At 46.0% G+C, this 20,601-nt stretch carries 24 protein-coding genes and 1 other annotated feature; of the genes, 11 read left to right on the forward strand and 13 right to left on the reverse strand.

What is annotated here, in order from left to right; translation table 11 throughout:
- Positions 1-101: 101 nt before the first annotated feature.
- The 3 genes from leuS to OXB_RS16625 all read right to left on the reverse strand — a co-directional run bounded on the left by leuS (position 102) and on the right by OXB_RS16625 (position 4,226).
- Positions 102-2,519, reverse strand: coding sequence for a leucine--tRNA ligase (gene leuS / locus OXB_RS16615; protein WP_041075666.1), 2,418 nt, complete (start codon positions 2,517-2,519; stop codon positions 102-104).
- Positions 2,520-2,598: 79 nt separating this feature from the next.
- Positions 2,599-2,818: a binding site (T-box leader), on the reverse strand.
- Between the two features lie 43 nt (positions 2,819-2,861).
- Positions 2,862-3,521, reverse strand: a complete 660-nt coding sequence (locus tag OXB_RS16620; RefSeq protein ID WP_041075668.1) for a CoA transferase subunit B — start codon at positions 3,519-3,521, stop codon at positions 2,862-2,864.
- Positions 3,522-3,539: 18 nt separating this feature from the next.
- Positions 3,540-4,226 (reverse strand): CoA transferase subunit A, encoded by a 687-nt coding sequence (locus tag OXB_RS16625; protein ID WP_041075670.1) that lies wholly within the window; start codon positions 4,224-4,226, stop codon positions 3,540-3,542.
- A gap of 196 nt (positions 4,227-4,422) precedes the next feature.
- Here OXB_RS16625 and OXB_RS16630 point away from each other — a divergent pair, with 196 nt between their 5' ends.
- The gene (locus OXB_RS16630) at positions 4,423-5,382 is read left to right on the forward strand and encodes a TIGR01212 family radical SAM protein (RefSeq protein WP_041077030.1); all 960 of its coding nucleotides are present in this window, start codon (positions 4,423-4,425) and stop codon (positions 5,380-5,382) included.
- Positions 5,379-5,975, forward strand: coding sequence for a tRNA (mnm(5)s(2)U34)-methyltransferase (locus OXB_RS16635; protein WP_084212519.1), 597 nt, complete (start codon positions 5,379-5,381; stop codon positions 5,973-5,975). Before OXB_RS16630 ends, OXB_RS16635 begins: the two co-directional genes overlap by 4 nt.
- Before the next feature lie 253 nt (positions 5,976-6,228).
- Here OXB_RS16635 and OXB_RS16640 read toward each other — a convergent pair whose 3' ends face one another.
- Together OXB_RS16640 and OXB_RS16645 are read right to left on the reverse strand one after the other, a co-directional pair.
- On the reverse strand, positions 6,229-7,032 hold the full coding sequence (locus OXB_RS16640; RefSeq protein ID WP_041075672.1) for an ABC transporter ATP-binding protein: 804 nt from the start codon (positions 7,030-7,032) through the stop codon (positions 6,229-6,231).
- A 51-nt stretch (positions 7,033-7,083) separates the two neighbouring features.
- A complete protein-coding gene (locus OXB_RS16645) occupies positions 7,084-7,812 on the reverse strand; it encodes an SDR family NAD(P)-dependent oxidoreductase (protein WP_041075674.1) in 729 nt (242 codons plus the stop codon).
- Positions 7,813-8,125: 313 nt separating this feature from the next.
- Between OXB_RS16645 and OXB_RS16650 the strand changes: the two genes are divergently transcribed.
- The 4 genes from OXB_RS16650 (at position 8,126) to bioF (ending at position 10,973) form a co-directional block, all read left to right on the forward strand.
- Entirely contained in the window at positions 8,126-8,323 is a 198-nt protein-coding gene (locus tag OXB_RS16650) for a hypothetical protein (RefSeq protein ID WP_041075676.1), read from the forward strand.
- 247 nt (positions 8,324-8,570) lie between these two features.
- On the forward strand, positions 8,571-9,071 hold the full coding sequence (locus OXB_RS16655; RefSeq protein ID WP_041075678.1) for a hypothetical protein: 501 nt from the start codon (positions 8,571-8,573) through the stop codon (positions 9,069-9,071).
- Positions 9,052-9,801 carry a 6-carboxyhexanoate--CoA ligase gene (gene bioW, locus OXB_RS16660; protein WP_041075680.1) on the forward strand — a complete coding sequence of 250 codons (750 nt, stop codon included), beginning with the start codon at positions 9,052-9,054 and terminating at the stop codon, positions 9,799-9,801. The genes OXB_RS16655 and bioW overlap by 20 nt, the downstream gene beginning before the upstream one ends.
- Positions 9,801-10,973 (forward strand): 8-amino-7-oxononanoate synthase, encoded by a 1,173-nt coding sequence (bioF, locus tag OXB_RS16665; RefSeq protein WP_041075682.1) that lies wholly within the window; start codon positions 9,801-9,803, stop codon positions 10,971-10,973. The genes bioW and bioF overlap by 1 nt, the downstream gene beginning before the upstream one ends.
- A gap of 111 nt (positions 10,974-11,084) precedes the next feature.
- On the opposite strand, the gene OXB_RS16670 is transcribed toward bioF, so the two are convergent.
- The 4 genes from OXB_RS16670 to OXB_RS19100 all read right to left on the reverse strand — a co-directional run bounded on the left by OXB_RS16670 (position 11,085) and on the right by OXB_RS19100 (position 13,200).
- A complete protein-coding gene (locus tag OXB_RS16670) occupies positions 11,085-11,540 on the reverse strand; it encodes a hypothetical protein (protein ID WP_231860327.1) in 456 nt (151 codons plus the stop codon).
- Positions 11,541-11,781: 241 nt separating this feature from the next.
- Positions 11,782-12,201: a YxiF family protein gene (locus OXB_RS16675; protein WP_231860328.1), complete on the reverse strand. Its 420-nt coding sequence runs from the start codon at positions 12,199-12,201 to the stop codon at positions 11,782-11,784.
- A 61-nt stretch (positions 12,202-12,262) separates the two neighbouring features.
- Positions 12,263-12,823, reverse strand: coding sequence for a DUF2247 family protein (locus tag OXB_RS18535; RefSeq protein ID WP_231860329.1), 561 nt, complete (start codon positions 12,821-12,823; stop codon positions 12,263-12,265).
- On the reverse strand, positions 12,823-13,200 hold the full coding sequence (locus tag OXB_RS19100) for a DNA polymerase III (protein WP_331711224.1): 378 nt from the start codon (positions 13,198-13,200) through the stop codon (positions 12,823-12,825). The genes OXB_RS18535 and OXB_RS19100 overlap by 1 nt, the downstream gene beginning before the upstream one ends.
- A gap of 214 nt (positions 13,201-13,414) precedes the next feature.
- Between OXB_RS19100 and OXB_RS16690 the strand changes: the two genes are divergently transcribed.
- Together OXB_RS16690 and OXB_RS16695 are read left to right on the forward strand one after the other, a co-directional pair.
- The gene (locus tag OXB_RS16690) at positions 13,415-13,942 is read left to right on the forward strand and encodes an STM3941 family protein (protein ID WP_041075686.1); all 528 of its coding nucleotides are present in this window, start codon (positions 13,415-13,417) and stop codon (positions 13,940-13,942) included.
- Between the two features lie 253 nt (positions 13,943-14,195).
- Positions 14,196-15,239: an AI-2E family transporter gene (locus OXB_RS16695; RefSeq protein ID WP_052484122.1), complete on the forward strand. Its 1,044-nt coding sequence runs from the start codon at positions 14,196-14,198 to the stop codon at positions 15,237-15,239.
- A 22-nt stretch (positions 15,240-15,261) separates the two neighbouring features.
- Here the strand turns inward: OXB_RS16695 and OXB_RS16700 are convergent, their stop codons facing one another.
- From OXB_RS16700 to OXB_RS16715, 4 genes are all read right to left on the reverse strand, one after another.
- Positions 15,262-16,602, reverse strand: coding sequence for an MATE family efflux transporter (locus OXB_RS16700; RefSeq protein ID WP_144399765.1), 1,341 nt, complete (start codon positions 16,600-16,602; stop codon positions 15,262-15,264).
- Positions 16,603-16,783: 181 nt separating this feature from the next.
- The gene (locus tag OXB_RS16705; RefSeq protein ID WP_041077041.1) at positions 16,784-17,551 is read right to left on the reverse strand and encodes a DUF817 domain-containing protein; all 768 of its coding nucleotides are present in this window, start codon (positions 17,549-17,551) and stop codon (positions 16,784-16,786) included.
- A 46-nt stretch (positions 17,552-17,597) separates the two neighbouring features.
- The gene (locus OXB_RS16710; protein WP_041075690.1) at positions 17,598-17,822 is read right to left on the reverse strand and encodes a helix-turn-helix domain-containing protein; all 225 of its coding nucleotides are present in this window, start codon (positions 17,820-17,822) and stop codon (positions 17,598-17,600) included.
- Between the two features lie 10 nt (positions 17,823-17,832).
- Positions 17,833-18,315, reverse strand: a complete 483-nt coding sequence (locus tag OXB_RS16715) for a DUF2975 domain-containing protein (RefSeq protein ID WP_041075692.1) — start codon at positions 18,313-18,315, stop codon at positions 17,833-17,835.
- Between the two features lie 215 nt (positions 18,316-18,530).
- Here OXB_RS16715 and OXB_RS16720 point away from each other — a divergent pair, with 215 nt between their 5' ends.
- The 3 genes from OXB_RS16720 to OXB_RS16730 all read left to right on the forward strand — a co-directional run bounded on the left by OXB_RS16720 (position 18,531) and on the right by OXB_RS16730 (position 20,558).
- Positions 18,531-19,040 (forward strand): hypothetical protein, encoded by a 510-nt coding sequence (locus OXB_RS16720; protein ID WP_052484123.1) that lies wholly within the window; start codon positions 18,531-18,533, stop codon positions 19,038-19,040.
- Between the two features lie 17 nt (positions 19,041-19,057).
- Positions 19,058-19,522: a hypothetical protein gene (locus OXB_RS16725; protein WP_041075694.1), complete on the forward strand. Its 465-nt coding sequence runs from the start codon at positions 19,058-19,060 to the stop codon at positions 19,520-19,522.
- Positions 19,523-19,604: 82 nt separating this feature from the next.
- Positions 19,605-20,558: an Rpn family recombination-promoting nuclease/putative transposase gene (locus tag OXB_RS16730; RefSeq protein WP_041075696.1), complete on the forward strand. Its 954-nt coding sequence runs from the start codon at positions 19,605-19,607 to the stop codon at positions 20,556-20,558.
- Positions 20,559-20,601 lie beyond the last annotated feature (43 nt).

The raw sequence follows: 20,601 nt of genomic DNA on the forward strand, positions 1-20,601 counted from the left end.
TAGACACAATTCAGAATAGTTTACAAATTGTATAAGTGACTGTCACCTGCTCAAACAACAAAAAATCCGCTGGAAGCTTGGGGCTTCCAGCGGATTTTTTGTTATCCTCCAACGACGATGTTTACCAACCGTCCAGGAATTGCAATCACTTTTTTCACGTCTTTACCTTCGAGCAGCTCTTTCACTTTCTCGTCTTCCATGACGGATTGCTCGAGCTCTTCTTTCGTCGCGTCTTTCGATACGACGATTTTCGTGCGGACTTTGCCGTTCAGTTGGATCGCCATCTCGACTGTGTCGTCTACGAGTTTCGACTCATCGTATGTCGGCCATGTTTCATACGTGATTGTATCCGTATGGCCGAGCTTTTCCCAAATCTCTTCCGCAAGGTGCGGAGTGATTGGCGAGATGAGCAGAAGGAAGCCCTCCACATACTCTTTCGGAATCGAGTCGACTTTATAGCCTTCATTGATGAATACCATCAATTGGGAAATGGCCGTATTATTGCGCATGCCTTCGAAATCCTCGGTCACTTTCTTCACCGTCTGATGGTAAACTTTCTCAAGCGGCCCACCGGCTTCCCCGCCGATTTTCGAGCTGAGCGTGCCGTCTTCATTGACGAACAAGCGCCAAATCCGATCGAGGAAACGGCGAGCGCCTTCCAACCCGTTCGTCGACCATTCTTTCGAGGCCTCCAACGGCCCCATGAACATTTCGTAAAGACGCAGCGTATCTGCGCCATGTGAATGGACGATGTCATCCGGATTGATGACGTTGCCGAGGGATTTGGACATTTTCACATGGCCTTCCCCTAAGATCATCCCTTGGTTGAACAATTTTTGGAATGGTTCTTTCGTTTGGACGACACCGATATCGTACAGCACTTTATGCCAGAAGCGCGCGTACAGCAAATGCAGAACGGCGTGCTCTGCCCCGCCGACATAAATGTCGACCGGCAGCCAACGTTTCGCCAGTTCCGGATCGATGATCATGTCGTCATTGTTCGGGTCGATATACCGGATATAATACCAGCAGCTTCCCGCCCATTGCGGCATCGTATTTGTCTCGCGGCGGCCTTTCATGCCTGTTACCGGATCAACGACATTGACCCATTCTTCGATATTGGCAAGCGGCGATTCGCCCGTGCCGCTCGGTCTGATATTGTCCGTCACCGGCAGCTTCAGCGGCAATTCCGACTCGTCCACAGGTGACATGGAACCGTCTTCCCAATGGATGATCGGAATCGGTTCGCCCCAATAGCGCTGTCTGGAGAAGAGCCAATCACGGAGGCGGTACGTAATTTTCTTTTCGCCTTTGCCGTTTTCAACAAACCAAGCGATCGCCTTTTCAATGGCTTCATCCTTGCTTAGTCCATCGAGGAAACCGGAGTTGACGTGTGGACCGTCACCGACATACGCCTCTTTCGAAACATCTCCGCCTTCTACGACCTCGACAATCGGCAGATCAAATTCTTTCGCGAATTCATAATCGCGTTCGTCGTGTGCCGGGACCGCCATGATGGCGCCAGTTCCATATGACGCGAGAACATAATCGGCGATCCAGATCGGCATTTTTTCGCCGCTTGCCGGGTTGATCGCATACGCTCCCGTAAAGACGCCGGTTTTTTCTTTCGCCAAGTCCGTCCGTTCCAAATCGCTCTTCGATTTCACCTTTTCCAAATACGCTTCGACTGCCGCTTGTTGCCCGGCAGTTGTAATTTGTTCGACCAATTTATGCTCAGGCGCCAGCACCGCATACGTTGCGCCGAAAATCGTATCCGGTCGTGTCGTGAATGCTTCGAATGAAAGATCAGTTCCATCGATTTCAAATGTCAGCTGCGCCCCTTCCGAACGGCCGATCCAGTTGCGCTGCATATCTTTCAAGCTATCCGGCCAGTCCAAATCATCCAAATCCTCAAGCAAGCGATCCGCATATTCCGTAATGCGGAGCACCCACTGGCGCATCGGGCGTCGCTCAACCGGATGGCCGCCACGCTCGGACTTGCCATCGATCACTTCTTCATTCGCCAATACGGTTCCAAGAGCGGGACACCAGTTGACCGGCACTTCATCGACATACGCCAAACCCTTTTTATACAATTGAATGAAGATCCATTGCGTCCATTTATAATAGCTTGGGTCCGTCGTATTGATTTCCCGGTCCCAGTCATAGGAAAACCCAAGATCCTGCATTTGCCGCTTGAACGTCGCAATATTGCGTGCCGTGAATTCAGCCGGGTCGTTTCCTGTGTCCAGCGCATACTGCTCCGCCGGCAGACCGAACGCATCCCAACCCATCGGATGCAGGACATTATACCCTTGCTTCCGTTTGAATGAACTTAAAATATCCGTTGCGATATAGCCTAGCGGATGACCGACATGAAGCCCCGCCCCCGACGGATACGGGAACATATCCAAAGCATAGAACTTCGGCTTGGACGGATCGTCGACCATCTTGTATGTTTGGTGATCTTTCCAATATTTTTGCCATTTCTTTTCAATCTCGACATGGTTGTAACTCATGAAAAAATTCCTCCTAATCAAATATGTATCAGTCCGCTAGTCCTGCCATTCAAACGAAAAGACCCCCGCCCCTAAACTAGCAAGGGACGAGAGTCTAAAACGCATTCCCGCGGTACCACCCAAATTGACAGCAAGGCTGCCCAACTTGAATCCTTAACGCGGAAAACGGCATGGGTTACTAGTCATTTCACCAATGCAGGCTCCAAGGCGAGTTCATCGCTGCCGTTGCAAGCTCCCACCAACCGCCTGCTCTCTGAAAATCGACATGAACGATTACTAATCCTCTTCAAAACCGACACTATTTGGTACTAGTTTACCCGATTCATCACATTTTAACAACCATCAACTAACGCCTTCTTTGACATCGTTTACAATCAAATCGGCTTCCGTCGAATCGATTACTTCCTGGATCGTATATCCTTCGAACACTTCTTTCAATTCCAATCCGTTCGGAGTGACATCGATCAACGCCCGCTCCGTGATGATTCGATCGACGACCCCTTTACCTGTCAACGGCAAGGAGCATTCTTTTTTGATTTTCGGGGAACCGTCTTTTGAGACGTGATCCATGATGACGATGATTTTCTTCGCGCCATGGACCAGATCCATTGCGCCGCCCATCCCTTTGATCATCTTGCCGGGGATCATCCAGTTGGCCAAATCGCCATTCTCCGACACTTCCATGCCTCCGAGAATCGCGACATCCACATGCCCCCCGCGAATCATCGCAAAAGACTCGGCGCTGTTGAAGTAGGAGGATCCGGGAATCGATGTAACCGTTTCCTTTCCGGCGTTGATCAAATCCGGATCGACTTCATCTTTCGTCGGATAAGGTCCGATGCCGAGCAATCCGTTTTCCGATTGCAGGACGACCGTTTTTTCCGGTGATATATAGTTCGCGACTAATGTCGGCATTCCAATTCCAAGGTTGACGTAGTTGCCGTCTTCAATTTCCTTTTCAGCTCTTCTTGCAATACGTTCGCGCACATTTACTTGTCCCATTAATACGATCCCCTTTCCTTATCGAGTCGTCAGACGCTCAATCCGTTTTTCCTGCTCCGCTTGCAGAAGTCCTTGCACATAGATGCTCGGTGTATGGATCGTAGCGGGATCCAAATCGCCCGCTTCCACGATCTCTTCCACTTCAGCAATGGTCACTTTCCCAGCCGCAGCAATCATCGGGTTGAAGTTTTGCGCCGTTTTATTGTAGATCAGATTTCCGAATTTATCAGCTTTCGCCGCACGGACCAAAGAGAAATCGGCATGTAGCGCTTCCTCCAGGACATATTCCTTGCCATCGAATTCACGGACCTCTTTCCCTTCCGCGATGACGGTCCCTACTCCCGCAGGTGTGAAGAAAGCTGGAATGCCTGCCCCGCCCGCACGGATTTTCTCCGCTAGCGTACCTTGCGGCGTCAATTCCACTTCGATTTCGCCGGCTAGCACTTGACGTTCAAACTCTTTGTTTTCCCCTACATAGGATCCGATCATTTTCTTGATTTGCTTATTTTTGAGCAGGAGTCCGAGTCCCCAATCATCGACTCCGCAGTTATTAGAAATGACCGTCAAATCTTTGACGCCTTTTTCGACAAGCGCCAAAATGAGTTGCTCCGGAATCCCCACTAATCCGAAGCCGCCAACCATTAAGGTAGCGCCGTCCTCGATGTGTGCAATTGCTTCTTGTGCAGATGAATAAATCGGTTTCATCCAACATCCCCCTTTTGCAAAAGTACTTCTCTTTCATTAAAACAGAAGATTTGCAATGTTGCAATGGCAGATACCTTTTTCAACCTTTTTCCGGGTGTCTGCCCATCACCCTGTAAGAGAATGCGAAGACAATTGATCGGTGATGATGAAATATGAAAAAACGTGGTACAATCTACTTGTCAGAGGAGTGAAAGATGTGGAAAAACAACTATTCCCCTTCCCGACCGAAGGGAAACGATATTATACATGGTCCAGGCATTTGAAGGACGAATTCGGTTTCAAAGTGTTCAAAGTCGCCTTGGATGCGGGGTTTGATTGCCCCAATCGGGACGGCACGGTCGCTTTCGGGGGCTGTACGTTCTGCAGCGCGGCCGGATCCGGTGATTTTGCGGGCGACCGGGTAGATCCGATCGATGTCCAATTCGCTGAAATCCGCGATAAAATGCACAAGAAATGGAAAGAAGGCAAGTATATGGCCTATTTCCAAGCGTACACGAACACCCACGCGCCGTTGCCCAAACTGAAGGAAAAATTTGAAGCGGCCTTGGCACAGGAAGGTGTCGTCGCCCTTTCGATCGCCACGCGCCCGGACTGCTTGCCGGATGACGTCGTCGAATATTTGGCGGAACTGCACGAACGGACTTATCTATGGGTTGAACTCGGTTTACAGACAGTCCATGAAAGAACGGCAAACTTGGTCAACCGAGCACATGATTTCCAAACGTACGTCGAAGGAGTACAAAAACTCCGGAAGCATGGCATCCGCGTCTGCACGCATATCATTAACGGACTGCCGCTCGAGGACTATGACATGATGATGGAAACCACCCGTGAAGTGGCGAAGCTCGACGTCCAAGGCATTAAAATCCACCTCCTTCATCTATTGAAAGGGACGCCGATGGTGAAACAATATGAAAAAGGCCAGCTCGAGTTCCTGGAGAAAGAGGAGTATATCAAGCTTGTCGCCGACCAGTTGGAGATCCTGCCGCCGGACATGATCATCCACCGCATCACCGGCGACGGGCCGATCGAGTTGATGATCGGTCCGATGTGGAGTGTGACGAAATGGGAAGTGCTCAACGGCATCGACAAGGAACTCGAACGGCGGGGAAGCTGGCAAGGGAAACTTTACGAGAAAGCGGTCGAAACGATATGAATCAAATCAAACTTCACCGGGTGCTTCCGATGGCGAAGCGTCTGCTGGCAGAAACGGTCCTACCGGGAGAAACCGTGGTCGATGCGACGGCGGGCAACGGCAATGACACACTATTTTTAGCGGAGCAAGTCGGGGAAGCGGGACATGTCTTCGCCTTCGATATCCAACAGGCTGCGCTCGATTCGACAAAGGAACGGCTCGGGGACCTAAATCCACGCGTCTCCCTCATTTTGGACAGCCATTCCAATGTGTCTGAATATGTGGAAGGTCCGATCGGAGGGGCGATGTTCAACCTTGGCTACTTGCCATATAGTGAGGATTTATCGGTCATCACGAAACCGGAGACGACCATTCAGGCTATCCACCATTTGCTCGGCATGCTGAAAAAGGGCGGAATCATCGCGGTTTCGGTTTATGATGGCCATGAGGGAGGAAAAGAGGAAAGAGATGCTTTGCTCTCCTACGTGAAAACATTGCATCAAGCGGACGTGCACGTCATCCGCTACGAATTGCTCAACCAGCGAAACAACCCCCCGTTTCTAGTCGCATTTGAAAAGGTCCGGGATTTTGAGGAAATTCGGACAGTGGAATAAATTCCAATTAGTTGATTACCACGTAACATTTCCTATAAGCGCTTATAACTTTTCACCAGCGCCCATAAATAATGATTTTACGCTTATAACTTATGGGAAACGCCCATAAGTTCCAACTAGCGATCATAGTTCCAAACATGCGCTTATACCCGTTACGAACCGCTCATAGTTCCAAACAAACGATCATAACGGTCCATCTACACAAAGACAGGCAGCAAATTTTCTGCTGCCTGTCTTTCAATGAGTTACTTCCTTATACTTTTGACGACACTTCCGTTTGCTGAACAGATAAATAAGGACGCCCCTCTTGCCATTGCACGGTGACCGGAACATTGAACGTTTCCGACAGCAGCTCATCGGTAATAACATCCGATTTCGGGCCCGCCGCCACGATGCGCCCTCCTTTCAATAGAAGCACATGCGTGATGTCCTTCACCAATTCCTCGATATGATGGGTGACGTAGACGATATGACAGCCGTTTTGGGATACCGTCTCCAGCGCCTGCAAAAACTGTTCACGCGACAAAATATCCAATCCGGAGCACGGTTCGTCCAAAATGAGCATTTTCGGATCACTCATCAACGCCCGCGCGATCAACACCCGCCTCTTTTCCCCTTCCGAAACTAGATGCACCGACTTCCCTTTCAAAAACGATAAACGGAAAGCATCAAGCAGTTGATCGACGCGGTCCCAGTCTGCCTCCGTCACTTCTTCATAAACGCCGAAGCTTGCAAATTTCCCGCTGACAATTACTTTTTCCACCGGATCATTCTGGAAATATTGCGAAAACCGCTCCAATGAACTGCTCACAAAACCGATCTGCCTACGCAGTTCCGGTAAGTTCGTCTTCCCGAATCTGTTTCCAAGTACGGTCACTTCCCCGCTCGAAGGGAAGTTGTATGCTGAAATAATATTCAATAGAGAGGTTTTCCCCGAACCATTCAGTCCAAGAATCCCCCAATGCTCATTTTCCCGAATTTCCCAATCAATATTATGTAAAATCTCTTTTTTCCCTCTTTGGAATGAAACATCTGCTAAACATACAATCGTTTCCATCCATACTACCCACTTTCATCGTTAATTGAATTGTAAAGGGGACAGTCACCTTTACAATTTAAATTGCCGGATATCAGCAATCGGTCCGACAGCCTGAAAATCTTCCTGTTCCAAAAACGCCAGCAATTTTTCGGCGGTCTGTTCCGCGCTGGCCAACGCTCCTGTCTCTTTGTAATCAATGAATCGATCCAACATCGGGAAATCCTTCCGCTCACTCGCCCGGATCGTCTCCTGCATTCCCGTGTCGATGATGCCTGGTGCAATCGAGACGATTTCGACTGGATGCTTCTCTTTTTCCTGTTCCAATGCAACCACCCGTGAAAAGTGGTCCAGTCCTGCTTTGGTCGTGCAATAGGCCCCCCATCCTGTATACGGTTTGCGGCCAGCCCCCGAGGAAATGTTGAGGATCTTCTTCGTTCCAGTAAATTTCTGCAAGATCGCGATAAACGTATTGGACAGGATCATAGGTGCCGTCAGATTGACGGATATCGCTCTCTCCAGTGCCCGGGCATCCAATGTCCCCGTCAATCCGATCGGTTCGATCGTTCCGGCGTTATTGATCAACGTGAAGGAATCCGCTTGCACGATATTTTCCCGAATCAGGCTTTCCATCAGGTTTTCTAGATGGCCTGTCTCCGATAGGTCTGCGGTTATCAAATGTTCAATAGCAGCGGGATTCGTCCTGGCGATACCGATTACTTTATGGCCCTTCTCCTGTAACTGGCGATAAAGAGCGAACCCTATTCCCTTGGATGCGCCCGTCACAATATAGACATCCATCGTTTATTCCCCTTTCAGTATCAAATAGTGTACCATTTTGTAAAGGTGACAGTCACCCATACAATTTAAACGCAATTCAGATTATAAATCCAGGCTATAGCCAGGGTTTCAAGTCCTGATTGAATTGTGTATTTTTTTTAGAACCGAGCCTCTTTCAATTTTTAATATAATCAGTATGCACATGTCCCCATCGCCCTCCAAATAACGGCGTATTTTAGAGGAAGGGGAAGGAATAAATAAAGATAATAATTACTAGCTGAACTTAGAAACTTTATCTCCTTTCTCCAATTTCGCTAGAAAGGAGGGGGACAACATGTCACTATTTTTTGAGGATGAAATTCAGAAAGTGATCAGAAAAACCGATCGCTCAGGCTTAGAGAAATTAATTTCCGAAGATCCCCGTAATCAACCAGGTTGGTCTGACAGAAATCGCAATCGCAACAATTATTCCAGGCAAACTTTTTATCGAAAGAATAGGCACGATCCCCGCAATCGCCCCGATGGCTGGTAGGACACCATAGAACTAAAGCGCCCGGAGCCTGGCCTAAAACGCCCACAGTTGGAAGTTACCCACATGCCAATATTATTTCTAAGCAATAAAAAAGCGCTGACCTATCGGAGATCGGCGCTTTTTTAGAAACAGAATTTTCAGGGTTGCCATGGAACGTTGCGCCCATTTTGTTATCGCTAGTAGTTACTTTCCTCCGTAAATGTGTTAACATAATTTAGAAATAAGTTAACTTAAAGAGGTGGAACAAATGAAAAAGTTCACGGCATACGAAATGGCGGAAATATCGGTCCTGGCCTGTTTAATTATTATCGCGGGCTCTTTTAAAATCCCGACTGGCATTCCAGGGTCCGAATTTCAACTCTCGGCCCCACTTGCGGTTGCCATTGCAGCTGTGTTTGGATTCAAGCGCTATCTGATCGCGGGCATCCTTTCCAGCCTCATTTTATTTCTGCTTGGCATACATACGATCATTAACATAGAAATCTCGATGATTTTCCGGTTGACTGTCGGCCTGATCCTCGTCTTCTTCGGAACTTCCTTGCCCGTACTCCTGATTGCCGGTCCGATTGGCACGACCATGGCAAGGCTTGGGCTGGCGCTGACCCTCGGAGTGCCGTTCTGGACGCTATACATACCAACCATTCCCGGAATGCTCATCACGGCAGCATGCGCCTGGCCGTTAACGAAGCTGCTTAGATCAACATACCAAAAAGTAGGGAGCCGACAATATGAAAAACGAGCTATTTAGCATTCGGATGCGTGCCGCGGAAGGCGGCGCCCATGAGGACGGAGGAAAGCATATTTCAGGTGCCGAGGCTTTGGTGGAAGAGAGAAGATTGGAGAAATCAGTTCTGGACTTCCTCTCAAAAGCCCGTATGCACACCCGCGGAAACCCTGACTTCTTACAGATTTCCGTCGAGAAAGTCCCGGCTCATGGCATTAAGAAAATAAAATCCTTACCTGTTCGGCGGTATGATGGTTCCTCTATTACAGAAGGTCGAGGAAGAGCGGTGGAGTTGCTGAAAGGGATAGGGGTTTCAAAGATTGCGATCGACAACGCGTTTCATCATTTACTGAACGGTCCTACACATCGGGGCGCAATTTTAGTGGAAGCCCATTCCGGCCAGCGGATGGACGCCCGCGGCCTGAAAGGGATCCGGGTATCACGGTTCGGATGGGACTCTGATGCCGGGCTAACGGCAAACGAACGGATCCTTGATGCGATGGCGATCGCTTCCAAAGTGGCCTCTTCCCCTTTTACGGTCGCTGAGCTGTGCTGGTCCGATGATCCGGATTATACGGCAGGCTATGTCAGCAGCGGGACTTACGGATATACGCGGGTTTCCCCGTTAAAAGAGATGGGCTGCGAAACCGGAGGGCGGGTCTTTTTCATCCTGCCGAACACGGATGTGGATGAATATATCCGCTATCTTGAAAAATGCCCGGTCCTGATATCGACAAAAGGGAGAGGACTATAATGGAACAACGCTTCTTTAAAACCTTGGAACAGTTGGAGTCAACATCCCTTCTTCGGTCGATGCGCACGTTTGCGACCGGCAACGAAGCGGAAGCCGTCATTGATGGGCAACGGCTCCTATTGTTCTCTTCGAACAACTACCTTGGGCTAGCGACGGATTCCCGCTTGAAAAAGAAAGCGATCGCAGCGATTGAGGACTTCGGGACGGGGGCAGGAGGTGCGAGGCTGACGACGGGCAATTCGATTCTCCACGAACAGCTTGAGAGAGAACTTGCCGATTGGAAGCGGACGGAAAGCGCTCTCGTCTTCAGCAGCGGCTATTTGGCGAACCTTGGCATCATCTCAAGCATCGGGCAAAAAGGAGATACCATTTTCTCCGATGCTTTGAATCATGCGAGTCTGATTGACGGGTGCCGGTTGAGCCGGGCACAAACCATAATCTATAAGCATCGTGATATGGCGGATCTGGAATTGAAATTGCGTTCGCAGACTGGTTCCGGCAAGAAACTCATTGTGACTGACGGGGTTTTCAGTATGGATGGCACCATCGCGCCACTTCCTGAAATTGTGGAACTGGCGGAACGATACGATGCGAATGTCTTAGTGGATGATGCCCATGGATCAGGCGTTCTCGGGCCGGACGGAGAAGGAACGGCCAGTCATTTTGGTGTTCAAGATCGGATTGACTTCACGGTGGGTACGATGAGCAAGGCGATCGGTGCTGAAGGCGGATTTGTCGCCGGCTCCGCATCCGCTATAAATTTTTTGCAAAACCGGGCAAGGCCGTTCATCTTCCAGACTGCTTTAGCTCCGGCTACCGTTGCGGCGGCCCGCGAAGGGGTGCGCATCCTACGGATAGAGCCTGATCGAAGGGAAAAGCTGCTGCAAAATGTCCAAAAAGTGTTTTTCTCTCTGAAGGATGAAGGGTTCCAACTGCTCGGCTCCGGCGAGACACCCATCCTATCTGTGTTAGTCGGGGATGCCGCACGCGCAATGTATTTTTCACATCGGCTGCTGGAGCGCGGCATTTTCATACCGGCAATCCGTCCACCGACGGTACCCGAACAGACAAGCCGGCTCCGTATCACATTCATGGCCAGCCATACGGATGACCATCTTCAGCAATTGCTGAACGCCCTCGTTGATACCGGAAAGAAATTGGGTATCGTTTAAAGGGGATACTAAAAGGTTTCTTCACAAGCGTGGACGAGTTCTTTCGGAATAGGTTCGAACTAACACTTCCGGCTTCAGGCAGGGCGCCTGTAAAATTGAGTGATTTTTTTGTCATTGTTCATGGACAGTAATAAACAATTCTCCGTCTTCTTCCTCGAAAACACTTACAACTATATTTCGATGTGGAAACCTGTCTTTAAAGCTAAGGGACCAGAATTGCCTAAGGGCTTCTCCTAATGCCTGGATTGGGTCCCTTAGGTCTTTTTCACCAACATTGATATGAAAAAAATCTTTCACTTGGTACAGGTTCATCATTTTTTCGATGGTCACTTTATCATTTTGATAGTCCTCTTTCCACCTACTGAAATTCTTTTGTGAGAACTTATCTTTTAATAAAAAGCATCCTTCCACCTCAACAATATCCGGATAGAAAAACTTTGCAAACCCGAGAGCTGTGTGTATATCCGATTTCATATTGACATAGTTCCACCATGTGAAATTCCCTTCGTTCGCCTCTTTAAAAGCCATAAATTCCTCATTTATTTCATCTTTGAACAAGAATATCATCCCCTAATCTTTTCATGAAAAAATCCTGGAAATTTCAGAGGAGTTTGATGATTAATAAAACATTCCGTATCTTTTGGTTAAGCAAAAACAGCATATATTTCGGCAGCTGGTTTACTAATTCCTCCAAGTCGTCTGATAACAAAGCATCAAAGTCCGATTCCTGAACCCTGCCCCATTTTCCGAAGACCTGCAAAAAAACCTTGATAGACATTCAGCCAATCAAGATTCTCGAATTCCTCGTTTATTCCAACCCCCAAACCATAAGTTCATAAAAATACTCTGTTCTTTCTATACATAAACCAAAATTAAAATCTTCTCCAACGAGAATAAAGTCTCCATACCCTGTCGAAAATTTGGTTACTTCAAAAACTTTTTCCAGATTACGAAATACTTCATTTACTTCAACCAAAACGGCTTCTATTTCATTCTCTCTAAAAAACAGTACCCTTCCTTTGTTGAGGATGTCTTCAATCCGCTCAATCCATTCATGCAATAAGCGCTTTGACTTTTGAATATTTTCTATATAGTCCTTCCCTTGCACCTGGACCTTATTTTCCTTTGTGACAAGTAATGAGAATACTTTTTTACAAAATAAATCATTATCATCATCGTCTAAAAAAGGGGCTACCGGAAGATCCATGAAGTGCAATTCTTCAATCAACTTCTTCCTCCTGCTTTTTCTTTTTAATAACTCCATCTTGGCTTGTCTCTCGCCGCACAAATCAATCACCTTCTGGAATATTCTCTGTCCCTAGCTCTGTAGCATGCTGCAAGAAGTGCTGTTCTTTAGTTAGAAATTCATTAAACGAGGTGATTAGCCTGACAATATTTTCTTCTTTCGTGTATCGGGAATGATCAAAGCCTTTTGGAGGAGGCAGATAGTTAATAAAGCTTTCCATATCTTCCGGGTAATCAAAATCAGCATACACTTCAGCAACCTGGTTTAATAACTCCTTCAAGTCGTCTGGATACTTCATTTTCAGGGAAGCTAATAAAGCAAATCGCCATTTCCTTTTCTCAATTTGCCAGATGTCGGCATCTAAGTCCAAGTCCTGAACACCTAACTCCTCCAATAAACGTATCAATACAATCTCATTATCTGGATCTTCTCCCCAAGCGAGCTGAATAAAGTTTTGATCGTTTATTTCTGAACGGCGAGTTACTAACTCGACTGCATAGCTGGTGATTTCACTAGGTTTTAGGAGATCTAATTTTATCCCTGCATAAACTGTTTTCCAATCATAGCTGATTTGGCTCTGCTTGAAAATGTCCATAAGGGGCATTAAAGATTTTCCTCGCAAATGTTGATGAGTTCTTTAGGAATAGGATCAAACACCAACACTTCCGGCTTCCTATATGGTTTTTGTGAAATATATTCATTCAACGTCATCATACTTTCCCAATACAATGCAATCCAGTGCTCTATATTCTCTCCAGTGTCAAAATTCAAGGCTTCTTCATCAAAATCCTTTAAATCTTCATAAAATGCCTGATCATAGATAGATAGTGAAATGTCGCCATCAAATACTAGAATCTTATCGGTAAATACAGGAAAACAGAAAGATCTAGAAAAACGGTTTGTCAAGTCCACTCCTATCGCTTCTCCGAAATCGACCCAGGCAGGTATATGAGAAGGTCTCAAGCAATCGGTGATTTCCATTTTCACCCTGCCGCCGTTGCCATAACGATGGTTGGACTTTGTAGTGCTCTGTATTCCATTCTGTACAACTTGCTCTTTCGAGACAAAATGTTGGTGGTCTTCTGGTAAGTACGCATGGTATAAAAGTTGTGGCTCCATTATCTTTTGGACAAATGCCAGGCTTACTATTTTGTCAAACAGATAACCAATTAGTCTATTGGAAGGAGAGGGAAATTTGAATACGATAGAAATTTATCCGAAAAAGGGAAGGATGTTCATGCTGTCCATCTTTTCCTTGCTATTCACATTGTTGGGCGTTTTATTTTTGTGGATATCAACGGAAGAAGGATCACCGTTTTGGCTAGGAATAATCGGGGTCATAACCATCGCCTTCTTTGGCTTGGGCGGGGTTTATTATGTAAAGGAATTGATGATCCGAAAGCCCGCGGTCATGATCACGGATGAAGGAATTATCGATCGGTCCAGTTTTATCGGAGCCGGACTGGTGAAATGGGAAGAGATCGAGAGCGTTGAATTCATTACAATGAGCGGACAATTGTTCCTCGCCATTTTCACCTTTGATCCCAACTTGATAATTGATCGCTCCAGCGGGATTAAACGCATATTGAACAAGCTCAATCAGGGGCTTCTTCCGTCACAAGTGAACATTCCCGCGAAAAATTTGGCGTGCTCCCCTGAAGAACTTCTGGATAAAATCGGCCACCAGTGGCAATTGAAACTGGACGAAACCCTGGGAGAGTAAGCATAAAATATTGAATACCTTTTCTGGTCCACAGTCACCAAGACAATTCGGAAAACAATTTCGAATTGTTTCTAAGCATTATTTGAATTCATGATACTTTCCCGCTCGTATAGTTATTCACTTAAATTGTCAAAAACTACGATAGGTAAAGAGTTCTTGCTTGTAATCTTTAGCAGACAAGAGGATACTAACATTAAAGGAACATAGGTGGATTTTTATACATGAAAATTGAATACGAGGGGTATTTGTTTACGTGGATGCGCTAATAGAACTATTTAGAAAAAAAGAAGTAAAACGATTTATCATTTTTGCCTTAATCATCATTTTGCTATTCAGTGTGAGAAGTATGATGAATTTAATTTTGCTTACCTTTATTTTTTCATTTTTAATGAATCGGCTCGTTGAATTTACGGCAAAGCGTGTTCGATTGAATCATAAACTGATTGTCATCATACTTTATACAGTGATAGTCAGCATACTGACAGTCGGTGTTGTGAAATATTTTCCACTCATCTCGCTGGAAATAAGCCAACTCATTAAGCAAATGACGAATTTCTTCACGCAGCCACATGAAAACCCTTTGCTAGGCATGCTGGAATCCATTATTTCCGGAGAACAGATCAAGGCTTATATCGAGAACGGCTTTTCGTTTTTACTGAAATCATTTTCAGATATTAGTAAAACGAGTGTTCAAGTGCTAATCGCTTTGATTTTGAGCTTGTTTTTCCTTCTTGAAAAACCGAACCTCATCAAATTCACGGGTAAGTTTAAAAACAGTAAGATTGCTCCATTTTATTATGAAATTGAATTTTTCGGAAAGAAATTTTCTCGTACATTCGGCAAAGTGATTGAGGCGCAATTTATCATTGCCCTCGTCAATACTTTTTTATCGGTCATTGTGTTAATGGTATTGGGCTACCCGCAAATCGTCGGATTAGCCATTATGATTTTCTTCCTGGGACTCATCCCAGTCGCAGGTGTTATCATTTCATTGATTCCCCTCACAATCATCGGCTTTACAATTGGCGGATTCCTGACCGTCACCTACTTACTCATCGCTATCATGGTCATCCATGCCATTGAAGCGTATATTCTAAATCCGAAACTGATGTCATCCAAAACGGATTTGCCTGTTTTTTATACGTTCATCGTACTTATTTTTTCACAAAACTTCTTTGGCGTCTGGGGACTGATCATTGGAATTCCCGTCTTCGTTTTCCTACTCGACATACTGGACGTGACCGACAAGGAACCTGTGCAGACACCCCTAATTGAAAAAGACAAGTCGGACAGCTGACGTCCTTCTTGTCTTTTTTCTATTATGATCCATCCGCGATCGCATTCACCTTTTTCCATCTTCCGTATCGATAATAAAGGAATGCGATGATACTGCTGATAATAAAACTGATGCCCATGCCAAGTGCGATTCCTTTTTCACCGAAAAGGCCCGATAGGAAATACGTAATCGGATAGCGCAACACCCAAAACGATATAATATTCAAAACAAGAACTTGAAACATGGCTCCTGCTGCTCGGACTGCCCCATTGAGGATGAAATTGACGCCAAGGAAAGGATAGAAAAAAGCGATCATTTTCAAATAATTAGCACCAAAATCGGCAGCTTCCGTCTCTGTGATGAATAACCGGATCCCATAATCCGCGAACAGAACGATGGCAAACGCCAAGATAAGCATGACAATAAGATTATACAGGAAGCCGTACCTTGTAATCAGATGTACACGGTCCCATCTCCCCGCTCCGATATTTTGCCCCGCCATACTATTGACGGCTGTTCCGAGCGCTTGCGCCGGCAGCATGATCAAGCTATCCAACCGCTGGGCGGCCCCGTAGCCGGCTACTACAGCAGGACCGAAAGACGCGACTACACTCATGATGGCCATCACTCCGGCGGAAATGACACTCATCTGTAAACCTGCGGGAATTCCCAATTTCAATATAGCGAGTACTTCGTGTCGCGCCGGAATATGGGGCTTGGAAAACGGTATGCGACTTCCCTTGATGGAATAGTAAATCCCTATTAGAAAAGCGATTCCTTGCGAAACTACCGTTGCGTACCCCGCCCCTTCGATGCCCCAACCGCACACAGCAATGAAAAACGGGTCCAATACGGCATTCAAAATAACAGCTGTCAGTACGAAATAAAGCGGTGACTTTGAGTCTCCCATCGCTCGGAAGGCCGTGCCGATGAAATTATAGCCAAATAAAAACAAAATCCCAATAAAATTGATCCGCAAATAGGATGCAGCCATTTCTACCATCTTCTCCGGCGTTCCGAGTAATAGTAAAATGGGCTCTGCCAGCAAGTAACCTGCCACGCCAAGCACGATTGCCATAACCGTTAGGAGGACAACAAAAGCGTTCAAATATCGCCGAAGTCCCGCCTCATTCCCTTTCCCCTTTTGTTGGGATAAGATCGTCAGCGCTGCATTATTCACACCGATCACGAAAGAGAGGACCGTGAAAATGACTGTTCCAGACAATGCCACAGCTCCCAGGGCATCCGCCCCGATCAGATTACCGACCCATAAGCTATCGATGAATTGATATGATACTTGCAGTAAGTTCGTAATTAAGATAGGAGCCGAAAAGAAAAAGAGCTGCTTCACAATATTCCCTTCTGTAAAATCATGTTGCTTCACCATGCCACGTTCCCACCCCATGTCTTTCCATAGCAATAACTTTCTAGTTTATCATTATAGGAAAGAAGCTTCCATCCTTAAGGGATGTGCAGGGAAAGAGTAACTGCGACTAGGCCCATCCAATGTTTCTTCGCTTTTCTTCTTATCCTCTCAATCGGGACAATGCACCCTTCAGCGTAAATTAGTTCATTTTTCCCTTCGCCTGCTTTAACGTAGCGACGATTAGAAAACTGACGATGACCAATAAAAGCCACGAACTCACCTTTCCAAGATGCACGAGACTCCATGCTTCGGCTTGATTCGGATATTGCCAAGCTCCTAAAAATGTGGCGATATTTTCAGCAATCCATATAAAAAATCCGATGAGCACAAATGATAATGCGATTGGCATCCGATACTTTGTCCCATTCACCTCATAGGTGACCCAAGATTTCCAAAAGACGAGAATGACGAACGCGGCTAACCACCAACGAACGTCAATCCAAAAATGATGCATAAAAAAGTTCAAATAAATCGCAGCACCTAGTGGAATAACAACGAAAAACGGCGGCCACTTCACAAGTTCGACCCGTAACCTCCTCCACGCTTGGCAAAGATAGCTGGCGACACTTGCATACATGAATCCGCTATATAAAGGCACGCCTCCGACTTTAATATATCCTTCTTCCGGGTATAACCAGGATCCCATATGTACTTTGAATAGCTCAAGAGCCAGGCCAATCAAGTGGAACAACGTGATGACCTTCAGCTCATCCCGCGTTTCAAGTCCCGAACGCACCATTCCCCACTGCGTGAGAAGGAAAATGATGAGCAGCCAGTCATACCGCGGCAGGAAAGGAAGCGGAATAACTTGAGTTAGAGCTAGAGAACCGAAAATGATGACGGGGAACAAACAGGAAAGTGCCTGCTCCCAGCCAAAACGGACAATTTGTTGGAATGCACCTTTCATGCGCTCCACTGTCGAGAATTCATAAGCAGATGCTCTTTTCATTGCTTTATTCATCATCGGCTCCCTCATCCGGCTGATACTCCAACAGATCGCCAGGCTGACAATCCAGCGCTTTGCAAATCGCCTCCAGCGTCGATAATCGGATCGCTTTCGCCTTGCCGTTTTTCAAGATGGACAGATTGGCCATTGTGATGCCGACCCTCTCCGCAAGTTCCGTGACGCTCATTTTCCGTTTCGCCAGCATCACATCAATATTTATGATAATTGTCATTTGGTTCACCTCAGACCGTTAAATCATTTTCTGATTTGATAACGATGGCTTCTTGCAGCAACTTTTGAAGGACAGCCGCAAACACGGCAATCACCATCGAAGCAAAAACGATGACCATTCCGATTACGATGATGCCCGGAGCGTCGTCTTTCTCTGCAATGAGATAGAACAGCGGCAAGCCCGCCACATACAACAGACTGATCGCAACGCCGCAATATTTAATATTCTTTAGTGCGGCCACAGACAAATCAGAGAAAGCACTGTTCTTATCAATTAAGACCAACAGCTTGAACGCTTGGTAAAGAGCTGCGTAAAAAGGGATGGCCGCTGCATACAAATCGATTAGCACGAGATATTTCAGGAATCCATGATCGGGATATAGTTCTGCAGCAAAGTTCGCAATTTCAGGCACTAAAAAAATACATAATGCTAGAACCGGAATTCCCATAAGGATGACAGCCAACTTTAGAAAAAGGGTTGACCCTTGTTTCATAAAAAGCACCTCACTTGGATTAATATAAGATAATTTTAATACAAAATTTATCGTTTTACAATAAATATATATTCTTTTTCGTTACTTTATTATCGAAACAAGTTCATAATCATCTTACTCACATATCTTCGCAGGGCATGTTTGTTGTTTTTTTACCAACCGAGTATCCTTTCCGACCCCTCCCTTCTATGTAGAGGGTAAAGGGGGAATTTGAAATGAAACAGTACTTGAAAGAATACGCTCGCTTCACCACCATCGCCGAAATGGATGCTGCGGCAGAACAGCACGTCTTGCATAACTGGGATGCCATGACAAAATCGGATCGTCAAGTGCTCGACGTCATCCGGCGCTACTCGGTGAAATACGGGGCCGCCCATCTCAAACACGCAACTATTAAAGACGTCACAGGCAAATCGAATGTGACCGTGCGTCGGGCCATCCGCAAGCTCGTCGCCCTGCAGATTATTGAAAAAGTCCACTTTATCCGCCCTGTCATGAGCGGGCTCGGCGCCAACATCTACATCATCCTGCCCTTCGATGACCAGGGGAAGATGAACGACCGGGATGACAGCGACAAACCGCATGACGAGAACAAAAGCGCAGGGCGCTTGCTCAGAGGCGACAGGCATAAGACGAAGATGCGGCGTGGCGCTTTTTGCCACAGAGCAGCTTTGACTTATGACCCCGAGCCTCTAGCGCCCGGAGCTGGACGTAAACAAACCTAATTTTGAAGGTTATCCACATGCCCGAATTTTATAATTTCCTAAGTAACAAGGATAGTGGGCAGATTTCTAGGGACGAAGCTCTTCTTTCTAAATCCATAAAATCCAAAGATCTTATAAAAACGTCTCCCGAGGAACCGTCCAAGTTATCCACAAGCCTATTCAGCCGGATGAAAGAACTTCTTGCCGGAACGATCGGAGACACGAAAAATGCCCGCGAATTTTATGGAATTCATCGGGCGGTTTCAGGACGGATGCTGAAGTTTGAAGTTTATAAGAATGATCAGAACATCTTTGAAGAATTGGCCTATCGGGCATTGCGCATCGCGGTGATGGCGACAAAAACGAAGATGATCCGCAACTTGCCGGGCTATTTCAAAGGGGTCTTGGACAAGTTGATCGAGGAGGCCTATTTCAAAGATATGTTCATGTTCTTTGATGTACCGGTTGAGGGGTTTTACTGTCCTGAAAAAGTGTCATTTTAACCAAATTGAATATTCACTCATTTTGGTTGCTAGTACAGAACATATGTTTTATAATGAAATTAATAAATTAGGGGGTGTCGTTTTGGTCGCTATAGTGAAGGAGCAGCCCGAACAATACGGCGTGAAACTGCTTGAACTACGCAATGATTTTGTTTTCAAATCGTTTTTCACGGATGTAAGAAACAATAATCTACTTTTGCATTTCGTCAACTCGATTATAGGCGGGACCATCATCTCTTTGAAAGTTATTGATCCTACAAACAAGATGGGGCATTCATCCGATAAATTGTCTATTTTGGATCTAAGGGCGATAACGGGAACCGGGGAGCAGATCAACATCGAAGTACAATTGGAACGGCATAAGGCCTTCAATGAAAGGGTGCTGTACTATTGGTCAAAAACGTATGCCTCGCAGATAAAAAGCAGTGAACCTTATGTGAACCTGAAAAAAGTCATACAAATTATTATTGTTGATTTTGAAATGTTGCCTTCTAGCGGTATTCATAGTACATTCCAATTAATAGAACCAACTTCCGGTATCGTCTTTTCTAACAACTTGGTGATTCATGTCTTGCAATTAGGCAAACAGCAGGAAAAATCATCAAAAGAAATGGACAATCTGGAAAAATGGATGCTTTTTTTCAAAGGAGATTATGAGACTAAGGAGGAAATCGCTATGGAAAGTTCCGCTTTCAAAGAAGCCTTCGAAGAGATCAAACGGTTAAGCATGGACCCCGAAACAGTCCAACTCGCCATCAATCGAGAGATTGCGTTACGGGATCATATTCAGCGTTTGGCCGATGCCGAAGAGGAGGGATTTGAAAAAGGGATAAAAAAAGGAATAAAAAAAGGAATAAAAAAAGGGAGAGAACAAGGTTTAGAAGAGGGACGAGAAAAGGGACAGGAGGCTAAAGCAATAGAAATTGTTCAAAGGCTCTATGAGAAGTCCACTCCTCTCTCTTTTATTGCCGAGGTCACTGGAATGTCCGTTGAGGAAGTGAAAGCAATAATTGACTCCACAACAAAGGAACCCTGATTAAAGCTATTTCAGTTAAACTGTTCGTTTTCCAATGATTTGG

The organism is Bacillus sp. OxB-1 (assembly GCF_000829195.1).
Classification (GTDB): Bacteria; Bacillota; Bacilli; order Bacillales_A; family Planococcaceae; genus Sporosarcina.